The sequence below is a fragment of the Paenibacillus polymyxa M1 genome (genome assembly GCF_000237325.1).
GTDB classification, from domain to species: domain Bacteria; phylum Bacillota; class Bacilli; order Paenibacillales; family Paenibacillaceae; genus Paenibacillus; species Paenibacillus polymyxa_C.
On record NC_017542.1, the window covers coordinates 605,420 to 618,558 of the forward strand.

Sequence of the window (13,139 nt, forward strand, 5' to 3'; positions counted from 1 at the left end):
TTTAGGATGCGCAGCTTTCGCATTCTTCAATCGTCAGTGCGCGGCTGCGTACATAATAGGTCGACTTCATACCTGATTTCCAAGCATGGATGTGCAGCTCTAAAAATTCGGTAGCTTTAATATCTGGGCGCACATACAGGTTAAAGCTTTGACCTTGGTCAATATGACGCTGACGTGCAGAAGCCATGTTGATCGAAGCATGTTGATCCAGCAAGAAAGCTGTTTTGTAGTACCAGATGGTTTTTTCATTCAAGTCTGGTGCAGGGTTAGCGATCTTGTAGGTTGTTTTCTCTTCATAGGAAAGCAACTCATACAGTGGATCAATGCTAGCGGTAGAGCCTGCAATGATGGACGTGGAACCATTAGGCGCGATGGCGAACAGCCATGCGTTACGGACACCGTTTTGTTGGACTTCTTCCGCAAGCTCGCTCCACTCGGATGTAGTGACGAATTTGCCTTCACGTGTACCGTCTGTATAGCCACGGGAAGTGAAATAATGCCCGGTCGCCCAGTCGGAACCCTCGAATTTGGCATAACGGCCTTTTTCTTTCGCCAGCTCCATGCTGGATTTTACAGCCAGGTAGTTGATTTTTTCATACAAATGATCGTTATAGGTTACCGCTTCATCGGACTCCCAGCGGATGCCCTCAAGTGCGAGCAGATGATGCAGCCCAAATGTACCCAAGCCGACTGCACGATATTGGCTGTTCGTGTATTGTGCTTGCAGCACCTCAATGTTGTTGATGTCAATAACATTATCCAGCATACGTACCTGAATCGGTACGAGACGATCCAGCACACCTGCCGGAACAGCACGAGCCAGATGAATGGAGTTCAGGTTGCACACCACAAAGTCGCCAGGAATTTTGGAAATAACAATGCGTGTTTGTCCGTCCTTGGTGACCAGTTCTTCTTTTTCTACTACCGTTGCAGATTGATTTTGCATAATTTCCGTACACAGGTTGGAGGAATACACCATACCATGGGCACGGTTCGGGTTAGCCCGGTTTACCGTATCGCGGTAGAACATGTACGGCGTACCTGTTTCCAACTGTGATTTCATTAGACGCTTCATGATGTCAATGGCAGGCACTGTAATACGAGAGAGGATCGGATGCTTTGACGCCTCCTCATACTTCTCGCGGAAGGAGCCTGAACCGAAGGCTTCATCATAAAAATCTTCCAGTCCCAGTGGACGACCCTTGTCATCTTTCCAGCCCATGACCTTCTTCACTTCATGCGGACAGAACAGATTCCATTCGCCCCGTGCTTCGACCCGCTCCATGAACAGATCGGGTAGACATACGCCGTGGAACACATCATGCGCACGCATCCGCTCGTCACCGTTGTTCAGCTTTAGGTCCAGGAATGCCAGAATGTCTTTGTGGAATACGTCCAGATAAACAGCAATTGCACCTTTGCGTGTACCCAGTTGGTCTACGCTAACCGCTGTATTGTTCAACTGGCGAATCCAAGGAATAACACCAGAGCTTGTATTTTTATGTCCGCGGATATCGGAGCCGCGCGCTCGTACTTTACCGAGGTATACGCCGATGCCGCCACCCATTTTGCTAAGACGGGCTACATCGGTATTGGAATCAAAAATACCTTCCAGTGAGTCGTCTACGGTGTCGATAAAGCAGCTGGAAAGCTGTCCAGCCACCTTTTTTCCGGCATTAGACATGGTAGGTGTAGCTGCTGTCATGTACATGTTGCTCATCGCCCAGTATGCTTCCTTAACCAACTCCATACGCTTGTCGGCAGGCTCTTGATGCATCAGGTACATTGCGATAATCATGTAGCGTTCTTGCGGAAGTTCCATCACGCGTCCGTCAAAATCATTGGCCAAATAGCGCTCAGACAGCGTCAACAGTCCGATATAGTCGAATAGCAGGTCATTCTGCGGCAATATGGAATCGCCGAGTTCATCAATCTGCTCCTTGGTGTAGCAGTCAAGCAGCTCTTGACGGTAGATTCCTTTTTGAACTAAATCGGTGATCAGTGGATAAAAGGCGCCGTAAGGCTCGTCTGCATACGATTTGTAACGGCGGTGAGTAGCTGCTTTTTTATATAAAGAAGTGAGCAAAGCACGCGCAGCGGCAAATTTCCAGTCCGGTTCTTCCTTGCTAACCAGTTCAAGGGCAGCCATTGCAAATGCATTGCTAATTTCATCCCCCGTGACTTCATCCCGGCGCAGCTTACTGGTTACACCGCGAATAAGTCGATCTTTATCCAGCTTGTCCAGCCCGCTGAGCACACGGTCAGCATATACGGATATACGTATTTCATCAAAAGCCAACTGGCGATTGTTTGGTTTGGTTACGAGTTGTGGCATAGGATTAATTCCTCGCTTTCTTGATTTGGAATTCATACTTAGGGAATAGGCATGAAAATGATCTGAGAAAAGAAAATGATGAAAAAAGCGATGGTCAGACAGCATTTTGGGGCTGTATGTAATCCAATAACATAGAAATAGCGATGCGCCTGCCAATGAAGGGGAAAAAGATGGTTCCCGTAGGATTTATCGGCTACATCACTATATTTAGAGGTGTTATGAATATTTAACCCAACATATTGTGTATATAAACTTAAAATTTCAAATAAGTGCAAGGAGTATTATAGCAACATTCGAAGCCATACGTAAAGGAAAAGGACTGGAAAATCAAAATATGCAGAGAAGTAACGGGCTGTATTTGAATTGAGACGGAGTGAACGGTACAATAAATAATATAGAGGTTTCCTACGGAAACAAGCAGTATACATATGGAACTTTTCTTGCAAAACAAGGTTGCTTTATGGACTGGGTTTTAGAATCTTAAAAAAAGAAGATTTTTTTAAATTAAAGGAGGAACTTGGTGATGGCTATTGCAGAAGTGACAGTGATCCCGATTGGAACGGGGAGTACGAGCCTGAGCGACTATGTTGCTCAAATGCAAAAAGTGTTGAAGACGCAAAAAGGAATTACCTATGAGCTTACCTCCATGAGTACGATTATTGAGGGGTCGTTGGATGATGTGTTCACCGCTATTGCTGCGCTGCACGAAGCGCCATTCCTGGCAGGAGCCAAGCGTGTTTCCACCTCGGTCAAAATTGATGATCGCCGTGATAAGCCTTCATCCAGTCGCCAAAAGCTCAGATCCGTTGCAGATAAACTATCCGGAGCCACGGCAGGGAATGTTACAGAATTAAATCCAAATCCTAGTTGATAAAGTTGATGTAAGTGATTGATTTTTATGTAACTAAGAGTATAATAGTTTTTGTTGTCAGTCATACTGACCTGCTGGTGTAGCTCAGGGGTAGAGCAACGCACTCGTAATGCGTAGGTCGGGGGTTCAATTCCCTTCACCAGCATCTTATAAAACTCAAGCACAGCGCGGCTTCCAAGCTTTTTGGAGGTCGCGCTTTTTTTGTGATTTTGGACAATCTTCTACCATTTTTCTAACCTTTAGTCTAGTAAAGTAGGTTCTTCAGTGCTAATGCTCTCTCCTGTAATTGAATCGCCAATGTTTTTTAACACCGCTTCTTGGAGATTCGGAAGAACATGTGAATAGGTATCCAGAGTTACATTGATAGACGAATGTCCAAGTCGTTCTTGAACAATCTTTGGATGGATACCAGCTTTGAGAAGTAGTATTGCATGAGTGTGTCGCAAATCATGGAAACGAATCCGATGAAAATCGGGATGTTCCTTTACAATTCTGTCCAAAATACGATAGTAATGTCTCATTAGATTGCGGGTCCAAGAGGCGTTTCCACACTCGTTTGAATTACTAAACCTGAATCATTATATAGCTTATTTCTGGTTTGCTCATGCTCTTGCTTTCTAAAGTGCTTTCCAAAAATTTAGCGGTATTAGTAAACAGTGCGATGGAGCGAACGCTGCTATCATTTTTAGTATCATCAAGACCATGTCCTATTTCAGAAATGGTATATGCTTGTCGAACCGAAGCTGTTTTTTCTGTAAATCTACCTCTGATCGGGGTAGTGCAAGTATCTCACTTTGACGCATGCCAGTAGAAGCAGCGAGCTCGAAGGCCATAAAGTATTGATCTTCAGATGCAGCATCGAGGAACATTTTGGGGATTGGCTCGTAGTGTCGGCCTATCTTCTGGACAGCTCACTGGAAAGTTGAACAAATACAAAGAGCGCGTTAAAGAGCAAACGGTTCAATCAACTGCTGTTTAAATAAATCCTTTGCAGGGTGGCCTCTACCTCACGGGCTACGGCGGCCACCTGCATTTTATAAACGGAACGTATGTTCTTAATCCTCTTTCATTTTCATTTCAACTAATGTCTGCAATGAGGGCACTGGGAAGTCAATGAAAAAGTTTTCTTCTCATTGATGTTAAGCAGGGATACCAGTTGAACAACTATTCCCGGCAGTGAAAGCATTCCTAATATTAATGCAATTGAGTTAACAGCTGATCGTATCCTTACGTTTGAAGTAAGTGAATACTCTAAATAAATTAAAAAGCTCTGCTAACCTTAAGGTCGGCAGAGCTTTTTAGTTGAAAAATTGCTTACAGACGGACATTTAAGGCGGAACTGATATGAATCAACTTTAAATGTATGTTGAAAATAAAGTTTTGATAACTACAATAAAAGAAACAACGGTAGGCTAGGACGAGAAAATATGCCCTAGACTGTCGCTGCTTCATCTGTTTCATTGAACTAACGTTTCCCGTTAGCGTAATGGGTTCATTGTCATTAGCCTCAACCGCTTACCTGTTTGCTCAGACTCCTGGCAACAGCTGGGGCATGATGCTTTTGCCATAATCCAAGACGTACTTATTAATCTCTGAGACAAGTTTTGTGTCCTTAGTTTTGTAGTGCACCTTGTTAATTACGAAGTAACCTGTACTAGAATATTGCTCATCACTCGAAAACATCAACGTAAAACGATAAAACAAAAAAGCCGCTAAAATAGCGACTTCAAATGGGACTATGCTCTTGTCCCCCGACAGTTAATCCAGATACAAAATTTCAATCTCGCCCGGAGCGAAGGATTGCTCTGCGTAATTTCCCCCCCAATCACAAAGCGATCTCAAAATGGGTTCAAGTGATTGACCCAGTTCCGTCGTTGAATATTCCACCTTAGGCGGTACCTGATTGTACATCTTTCTGCGAATTAATCCGTCTGTTTCCAGTTCCCGAAGAGTTTGAATCAGCATCTTTTGCGATATATTATGAACGAGTCGCTTAAGCTCTCCCGTCCGTTTAGGTCCTTTTATTAAATAGTACAGAACAAGCCCCTTCCACTTTCCTCCGATAACCTCTAGTGTAACTTCCAGTTCACAGAAAAATGTTTTCATATCAATGACCATCTCCCGATCTAAGAATATCCCCTTCATGTATCGCTTGGTCCTTCAAGGATCACTGAAGGAAAGATTGAACGTTACATGGAGGGGATAATACAATCGCATTTAAGTTGATTTAAAAGTCTTTGTCGTTTGAAAATTATTATGTCCTGGTTAAACTTGAGCTACTCCGCCATCTACGAATAATTCAACGCCGTTCATATAGCTGCTTTCATTAGAGGCTAGGAACATGACAGCATTGGAGATCTCTTCAACCTGCCCCACTCTGCCGAGCGGAATATCATTTTTTGCCTGTTCAAGTAAATGATCTAGTTCAGAGCCAAATAACTCATCGTATGCCGGCGTTACGATTGTTCCCGGACTAAGGATGTTTATACGAATTTCGGTCCCTCTCATATCAAGAATCCAGCTGCGGACGAGCTGTCTGATCGCTGCCTTGGATGCACCATAGATACTAAAAGCTGGCATCCCCGTCGAGCCAGCAGTGGATCCCGTTAGAATAATCGAACCTCTTTTATTTGGAAACAAAGCTAATGCCTTTTGTACTGTAAAGATGGTTCCTTTCACGTTGACATCGAAAGTCTTGTAGTATTGTGCTTCTGTAATTTCTCCTAATGGAAGAAATGACCCTAGTCCGGCATTTGCAAAGAGAATGTCCAAGTGTCCCTTTTCTCGCTTAACTGTTTCGAATAAAATATCTAGATCTTCCGATTTAGATATGTCACCTCGGACACCTGTAACATTCTTTCCGATCTGCTTTACTGCTTCATCCAGTTCACGTTGTCTGCGTCCCGTGATAAAAACGTAAGCCCCTTCTTTTACGAACTGTTGTGCCGACGCGAGACCGATGCCGCTTGTACCTCCGGTTACAACTGCTACCTTCCCGTCAAATTTCCCCATTCTATTACACTCCTTTTATAATGATTTATATGGTATAGGATGCTCTGTCTGCTTCATGAACCTCCTATGAACGATAGTATGGGGGAAAAGTTACAAGAAAAACAGTACCCACTTTTTTGTGATATAGTCACCAAAAAGTGATAATTGAGGCGGCACAAGCGTTTGTTTTTACAGCCTAACAGATGGAAGTGAGCTCCATTAAGTTTGAGATTGTATATGTGCTTTTAATTTCTGCCGGACTTATTTGTCCGGTTCTGTTGACCCAACAGGTGTCAATGCCCGACTGAAGACCACCTTTGATATCCGTATTTAATGAATCTCCAATGACAAGTGCATCCTTTCTATTAAATTCTGAAATATGACTTATGACGTAATTGAAAAATTCTTCCTTCGGTTTTTGATAACCAATGCTTTGCGAATCAAAGATATCCTCGAAAAACTTATATAGCCCAGACTGCTTCAAGCGTTTGATTTGCGTGTGAGTGATACCATTCGTGATTACGAACATACGATGGGTCTTTGATAAGCGATGACAGACATCCATTGCGCCTTCCATAAGCAATTGGTTTCCATCTCCCAACAATTCTCTATACAAACCTCCCCATTCCAAGCCGACCACGATTTCCCCCATTCTCAACATTGTAAAAGAGGGCTCCATTAATTACTCACCACATGATACCACGTATTTGAACTATCCTGCCCGTTAGCTTAACGTCGCGGTTCAGTCTACAGTTTTCAGCAGGCGACCGTAGGATGCTGCTATGAAGGATCTGGAGATGAGACGGAGGGACTTGAGACCATTAAGGCATCTACCTTGTACTTGTTGCCTCAATTATTTTCTTCTACCAAATCTTCTACCGAAATACGGATATCTGTAATACCTGACGGAACCCTATTTATTGTTGGACAGGCTATAGGAGCTTTGTAAAACCCATCAAAACTCTATTTCAACGCACTCGTAATACGTAGGTCGGGGGTTCAATTCCCTTCACCAGCATCTTATAAAACTCAAGCACAGCGGGGCTTCCAAGCTTTTTGGGGGTCGCGCTTTTTTTGTGATTTTGGACAATCTTCTACCATTTTTCTAACCTTTAGTCTAGTAAAGGTGGGGCTGTTTTCACATTTTCGGGAACATGCAGTCCTGAAACCAAAGCTGTTTTTTTAAATCTTATTGCAAAGGTGTGGATGACTAATGTTGAAAAAAACGGTACTGCTGATTATCGCGGCTAGCTTTTTGTTGTTTATTATAACTGTTCCAGATCAAGCCTTTTACCACCATAGTATCCAGCCTCAGGTTACCATTGGAGGAGCTTAAACGTAAGCAAAGCAAATCCCCGCTAACCTGAACTGTTCGGCGGGGATTTTTGTTGAACAATCTAAGGACAGTGTATTGTACAGTACCCCTTGTACAAATTTATGATTCTCAGAAGTGATGAATTAATGTGTAATTAAAAGCAATGCTGCATTACAAATAATGTATACAAAATAAGCTGTCTGTTATGATTAATTGAATTGGCAGGTTAAGACAAAGTAACCATAGAGATCAGATAAATAGTCGAGGGGTGCGCTTCAATAATATGGTTATTTACCTGCTTATTAACCAAAAGAAAAAATAGGTACTAACTATAAGCCCTTCTCTTCTTCTTCCGAATTAGCATGGTCAGGAAAAGGAGGACAGGTAGAGCAATCTGAAAGATAGGCCAGATTTGAATCAAAGCAACATTAAGACCGAACCACAAAAATTCGGTTAACCTTGGGGAGAGAAACGTAAGGCCGTATATGATGATGCTTAGCAACAGTAACGCAGGCTTATATCTAAGAGGGGTTATTGTTTGAAGTCCAATGACGGCGCCAAACATAAAACCAGTAGTTTTAACTCCGATTCCAATAAATAGAATCATCGAAAATAGGACATCAGCTCTCTCGAAGATTTTTGGTAGCTGAATAAGTTGTGTAACTTCAAATAAGGGATAGGTGCTTGATGCTGCCCATTCCGGACCTAGAACTAGGATTGTTAGCTCATTCATTAAAATAAGGAACACAGCAGTGATCCAGTAAACAATGACGATCGATCGCTTTAATTTACGTTTATCCGTGACAAGCTTGAACAACACAAGAAAAAGAATCGTCTGACCGAAGGGAAAAGACATGATCTCGGGAATAGCAGCCTTCACTACGGGAGTTAAACCGTTCTCCAATACAGGAAACAAAAACTCAAAGTGGATGAGTCCCGTAAAAGGAGTAAGCAAGAGTAAAGTGCTGTAACCAAAAAAAAGCAGAAGAAAAAATATATGACATAGAAGGAACCAGACTCTCGGCCCAAACCATGCCACATCGGCACAGGCAATTAATGCTATAAACGTAATAACTTCGGTAGGGGTTCTGTTCAGCAATGTCAATGCGCCGAGCTCACCCATGTCTCTGGCATTCCTGGAAGCTTCATAAGCAAAGTAACTGATGAACAGAAGACCACCCAAACTACCAACCCATTTTCCCCAATAATGGCATAGGAGTTCATACAAATCTCGGTGTGGGTCAAGCTTATGCATGTATAAATACATGATTAGCAGGACGAAGCCTGCAAGTGCACCGATCAGCATGGCTAGCCATGCATCCTGCTTGGCTTTAGCTCCCAATAGGAATAATGTTGTACTGCCAACCTGAAACAAGGAAAAGGCGATAGCTAACCCGGATACCCTGGTGACGGTTTCCCTCATACTTTTTGAGTCCCTTCATACAAATTGGTTTAGGTTTGACTTCCGATACGCTTTTGTAGGAGTCCAGGACGCTTAATCCGTGCATCCACTTGAATGTCCAGTTCTATCCTCTTGAATTCCTGCTCCCAGTCTTTTTTCACTGTCTTCCACTCTTTTGGGAACCTCCGGTGAATCCGGTCAGCGAAACCAGTTGCATCTACCCCAAGTTCCTGAAGTCTAGCCCAGCCCTCATTTATCGTACTGGTCACTTCTTTTGCAATCTCTTCTTCCAAATCATGTATGGTCTTCGTCTTGGAAATATCCTTAGTGCATGTTGTTTCACTTAAAGTCCCGTTAATTTTCACTCCAACCTGCATAGTGTAATGAGAATTCGTTTTTCTGGGTGTAAGCTTTACATCAGCAGAGTTTACTAGCAGGGAAGAGTACATTTCCCTATTAGATTGTTCACCGCATGGAAACGAAACTTCAGTATTGCTAACCTTTTGAGACAGATAAGATACTCCCAGACTCTCTTTCTTGTTGAGAAACCCTTTGAGCTTTCCTTTTTGGAACACCGCCAATTTAGTCAGTGCCAGCTTGAGCGGGGTTGAGGTTTTTTTGAAGACATCCAGACTCTCTGCTTCCTTCTCATCCTGATAGTCCCTTTCTCCAATCAACTCGGCGACTGGTACTCCAATAGATTTGGAATCCGAGTTCATACTTAATACGAACTCATAAACCCTAACTTTTGGAAACAACGATATCATATCGCTCTCTTTGTTGACCAATTCAGCCATAGCGGCGCCTTGAAGTTTTTCAGGCGGCAATAATTTCTTTATTAGATCGGATGCTAATCCGTCCGTTACAATCATATTGACCATCTCCCTCGCTTCCGTATTACGAAGATAAAAATCGATTAAACGGTCCATTCCCTTCTCAGCCGCTCTTTTGCCGATATATACAACACGATTATGTGCTACGTAAATTCGTCTTGATGTTTTTAAATTGCTGTACGATAACGCCTGATTATAGGTTTTGGACTTTACTGAGAATACATGGGATGCCGGTTGAGAAGACCCTCCCGTTCCTCCACCGGTACCACTTGCAAGGGCGGAGGGAACAATAATCTGATAGGACACCATCCACTGTCCGTCATCCATCATATCTACTCCTGTAGCCGCAGTTACCCACAGCTCATTCAGTTCGACTCGGTTCCAGCAACCCGGCAAAATGAATAATATGACCAAGACCCAAATAAACCTGCCTAATTGGGACATATCGATTCCTCCTTACGCCATGGGATCTCGGCCGTGTTCCCCTGCCTGTTCTGCAAATGATTCCTGTTCCGTTGCCTGCTTTACTGGATTGGAATCCCCAATCATTACAGGCCGCTTCTTCATCTTCCACCTAGGTACACGCACAAACAGGTCTTTCATATTGCTCTTATAGAAAGGTGCGAGCGGCATCATATAAGGAACGCCAAACGAATTCACAGATACTAATCGAACGAGGATGGGAACCAAGACTGACAAAACGCCGTATAACCCCAATAAACCTGCCATTAGCATAAGTACAAACCTGAGCAAACGAACAGACCCAGCCATATTGAATGCAGGTAACACAAAATTGCAGATGGCTGTGAATGATACCACAATGACCATAGCTGCGGAAACCAATCCCGCCTGAACGGCAGCTTGTCCAAGAACCAAAGCCCCAACGATAGAGATTGCAGGCCCTACGGCACGAGGCATTCGTACTCCTGCTTCGCGGATGACTTCGAAGGTGAGCTCCATTATCATTGCCTCAAGTAGGGCTGGCAATGGTGTGTTTTCTCTCTGTGCAGCTAAAGTGATGAGCATTGTTGTAGGCAGCATTTCCTGGTGAAACGTAGTTGTTGCAATAAAGAACGCGGGTAAAAGCAATGCCAAGAAAAAGGATGCCATCCGAACGATCCGAAGAAAAGATGCTAGATCATAACGTTGGTAGTAGTCCTCACTGGAAGAGATGAACCGAAAAAAGGTTACGGGAGCAATCAGTACAAATGGGGTCCCATCAACCAATATCGCTACTTGCCCTTCAAGCAAGCTGCCTGCTACAGTATCCGGCCGCTCGGTGTTAACCATGGTTGGAAAGGGCGTCCATACCCCATCTTGAATAAATTCCTCGATATATCCACTTTCGAGAATACTATCAGTGTTAATGGAATCTAATCGTTTGGAGATTTCCTTAACCACCTCTGGATCTGCAATGCCTCGAACATATGCTACCGATACCTTCGTTTGCGTGTATGATCCGATAATTCGAGAATCAAAGTGGAGTTCAGTTGATTTGATCCTTCTCCGGAGGAGTGCGATATTGGTGGATATATCCTCGGTAAACCCCTCTTTAGGGCCGCGAATTACTGTCTGCGATGTTGGCTCCTCAACCGCTCTTTTAGCCCCCCCGCCCATAGAAGCAGCAAAGGCCTTGGTGCTGCCTTCGACAAGGAGAACCACCTGTCCATAAAGAACGGCATCGATAAGTGCTTTCTCATTTTTAAGGCAAGTGATGCCCCCAATAGGAATACGATCCATCAACCAACTTTCAACATTACGATCAGAGAGATCCCCATTTCGAATACCTGCAGTAAGTTCCTCCAGCAGTGTCGTTAAAATTTGCTGATCAATCAGGCCTTGAAGAAAACCTACAGCGAGAACCGGATTGCCCTGTTTATCATTCAAACAACGAAGAATGAAATCCGTGCTATGTCCTATTTCCTGCTTCAGCAGGATTATGTTGTCCTTAAGCGTAACACTCAGCTTTTCGGATAGCTCAGTCGATTTTTCGTCATTAACTGGTTCAGGGCTCGTGCCACTATTAGATCGTGAAGGCTGCTTAAATAGCCATTTTTTTAACTTGTCAACCATAGCAATACAGTTCCCTTCTAGATAACGGTCAACTGTAATATGCTACTATTCCACAGTTTATATGTACTGTTCTTGTCAAAAGATGGTCGCATATCAATCCATTGCAGCTATGTTTATTGTGGAGATGCCCGTTAGCTTAACAGTGTACTGGCAGTGCTTCTTTACTTCCAATTTACAGGGCGATGGGCTATTTATGTTCTATTTAAGGCAGATAAAAGACATCATCATCAGCTAACTCATCTACCTGACGTTCGTAAACTTCTAAATTAGCTGGGATGGTAGTTCTATGTCACGTAGATGACTGATATCTCTCATCGGTGGGCGTCCGAATAAGCGAGCGTATTCTCGGTTGAACTGAGAAGGGCTTTCGTAACCGACCTGAAATCCTGCCGTTGCAGCATCGTAGCCTTCCGTGAGCATCAGTCGACGTGCGCTCTGCAATCGAATGATCTTTTGATACTGAAGGGGGCTCATTCCCGTTACTCTTTTGAAGTGCTTGTGAAAGGTTGTTGGGTTCATGTTCACTTTTTTTGCTAACTCTTCAATGACTAGCTGTTCAGAATAGTCACGATTGATTACATGTATTGCATTTGAAATACCTTGTGCATAGCTTCCGATCACGGCGAACTGCCTGAGTAACGCTCCTTGCTCTCCCTCCAGCACACGATAAAATATCTCCCGGATGTAGAGTGGAGCTAGTATCTCGATATCCGTGGGTGAATCTAAAAGATTGACGAGGCGTAGAATCGCATCTAAAAGAAAGGAAGTGGACGGATTAACCAAAATGCCCCTTCCCGTGACTCCCTTTTTCTGCGAACTAGATTTCTTGCTTATATCTATAATGACATCAGGGCTAAGTGTTAATTGTAAACTTAGGTACGGCAACTGTGGAGAAGCATGAGTGATTTTCCCAATCACTGGTAGATGTACGGATGCAACCATATAACTGGACGAATCGCACATGAGGCTTTCCCCAACAAACGTGACAGTTTTAGAGCCTTGGGCAATTATGTAAAGAGAGGGCATGTTGAGGGTATGCGTCGGTTTCGACTCCGCGGATGCGCGCCTGAAACAAAGCTCTGGAATCGCTGTTTGGTGTAAACCATCCTTAGGCGTATGCCGTGCTATTTGCTTAGCTAACTCCGTAATGAGTTGGTTCAAACTTGTTCACCAATCCTTTTTCATTTAATCTGATATGAATATTGTAATTCAAACCGGACAGGAATAGGCAAGGAACGCGTATGAATCGTCTATCTGCTTTATTTTGATATTTCTTATAATTCAAGGCGAAAGACAAATTTCCAGATGAAAGAAGGATT

Annotated in this window: 11 protein-coding genes and 1 tRNA gene; 3 read left to right on the top strand and 9 right to left on the bottom strand. The window is 43.5% G+C overall.

Going from position 1 to position 13,139, the window contains the following annotated elements; all coding sequences use genetic code 11:
• Nucleotide 1: 1 nt before the first annotated feature.
• Nucleotides 2-2,335 (bottom strand): ribonucleoside-diphosphate reductase subunit alpha, encoded by a 2,334-nt coding sequence (locus tag PPM_RS02690; RefSeq protein ID WP_014599421.1) that lies wholly within the window; start codon nucleotides 2,333-2,335, stop codon nucleotides 2-4.
• A gap of 523 nt (nucleotides 2,336-2,858) precedes the next feature.
• On the opposite strand from PPM_RS02690, the gene PPM_RS02695 reads away from it, so the two are divergent.
• Nucleotides 2,859-3,206, top strand: a complete 348-nt coding sequence (locus PPM_RS02695) for an MTH1187 family thiamine-binding protein (protein ID WP_013369137.1) — start codon at nucleotides 2,859-2,861, stop codon at nucleotides 3,204-3,206.
• Nucleotides 3,207-3,279: 73 nt separating this feature from the next.
• A tRNA-Thr gene (locus PPM_RS02700) sits at nucleotides 3,280-3,351 on the top strand.
• Nucleotides 3,352-3,445: 94 nt separating this feature from the next.
• Here PPM_RS02700 and PPM_RS28290 read toward each other — a convergent pair.
• From PPM_RS28290 to PPM_RS02715, 4 genes are all read right to left on the bottom strand, one after another.
• Nucleotides 3,446-3,727, bottom strand: a complete 282-nt coding sequence (locus PPM_RS28290; RefSeq protein ID WP_013369138.1) for a tyrosine-type recombinase/integrase — start codon at nucleotides 3,725-3,727, stop codon at nucleotides 3,446-3,448.
• 1,237 nt (nucleotides 3,728-4,964) lie between these two features.
• On the bottom strand, nucleotides 4,965-5,312 hold the full coding sequence (locus tag PPM_RS02705) for a winged helix-turn-helix transcriptional regulator (RefSeq protein WP_019685981.1): 348 nt from the start codon (nucleotides 5,310-5,312) through the stop codon (nucleotides 4,965-4,967).
• 159 nt (nucleotides 5,313-5,471) lie between these two features.
• On the bottom strand, nucleotides 5,472-6,218 hold the full coding sequence (locus PPM_RS02710) for an SDR family NAD(P)-dependent oxidoreductase (protein ID WP_013369142.1): 747 nt from the start codon (nucleotides 6,216-6,218) through the stop codon (nucleotides 5,472-5,474).
• Between the two features lie 175 nt (nucleotides 6,219-6,393).
• Nucleotides 6,394-6,858, bottom strand: coding sequence for an HAD-IA family hydrolase (locus PPM_RS02715; protein ID WP_014599422.1), 465 nt, complete (start codon nucleotides 6,856-6,858; stop codon nucleotides 6,394-6,396).
• Between the two features lie 552 nt (nucleotides 6,859-7,410).
• Here PPM_RS02715 and PPM_RS30365 point away from each other — a divergent pair.
• The gene (locus PPM_RS30365) at nucleotides 7,411-7,533 is read left to right on the top strand and encodes a hypothetical protein (RefSeq protein ID WP_013369144.1); all 123 of its coding nucleotides are present in this window, start codon (nucleotides 7,411-7,413) and stop codon (nucleotides 7,531-7,533) included.
• A gap of 304 nt (nucleotides 7,534-7,837) precedes the next feature.
• Here the strand turns inward: PPM_RS30365 and PPM_RS02720 are convergent, their stop codons facing one another.
• The 4 genes from PPM_RS02720 to PPM_RS02735 form a co-directional block, all read right to left on the bottom strand.
• The gene (locus PPM_RS02720) at nucleotides 7,838-8,935 is read right to left on the bottom strand and encodes a GerAB/ArcD/ProY family transporter (protein ID WP_013369145.1); all 1,098 of its coding nucleotides are present in this window, start codon (nucleotides 8,933-8,935) and stop codon (nucleotides 7,838-7,840) included.
• Between the two features lie 29 nt (nucleotides 8,936-8,964).
• Nucleotides 8,965-10,191, bottom strand: a complete 1,227-nt coding sequence (locus tag PPM_RS02725) for a Ger(x)C family spore germination protein (protein ID WP_013369146.1) — start codon at nucleotides 10,189-10,191, stop codon at nucleotides 8,965-8,967.
• A 12-nt stretch (nucleotides 10,192-10,203) separates the two neighbouring features.
• Entirely contained in the window at nucleotides 10,204-11,820 is a 1,617-nt protein-coding gene (locus tag PPM_RS02730) for a spore germination protein (RefSeq protein WP_013369147.1), read from the bottom strand.
• Nucleotides 11,821-12,081: 261 nt separating this feature from the next.
• Nucleotides 12,082-12,981, bottom strand: a complete 900-nt coding sequence (locus tag PPM_RS02735) for an AraC family transcriptional regulator (protein ID WP_013369148.1) — start codon at nucleotides 12,979-12,981, stop codon at nucleotides 12,082-12,084.
• Nucleotides 12,982-13,139: the final 158 nt, after the last annotated feature.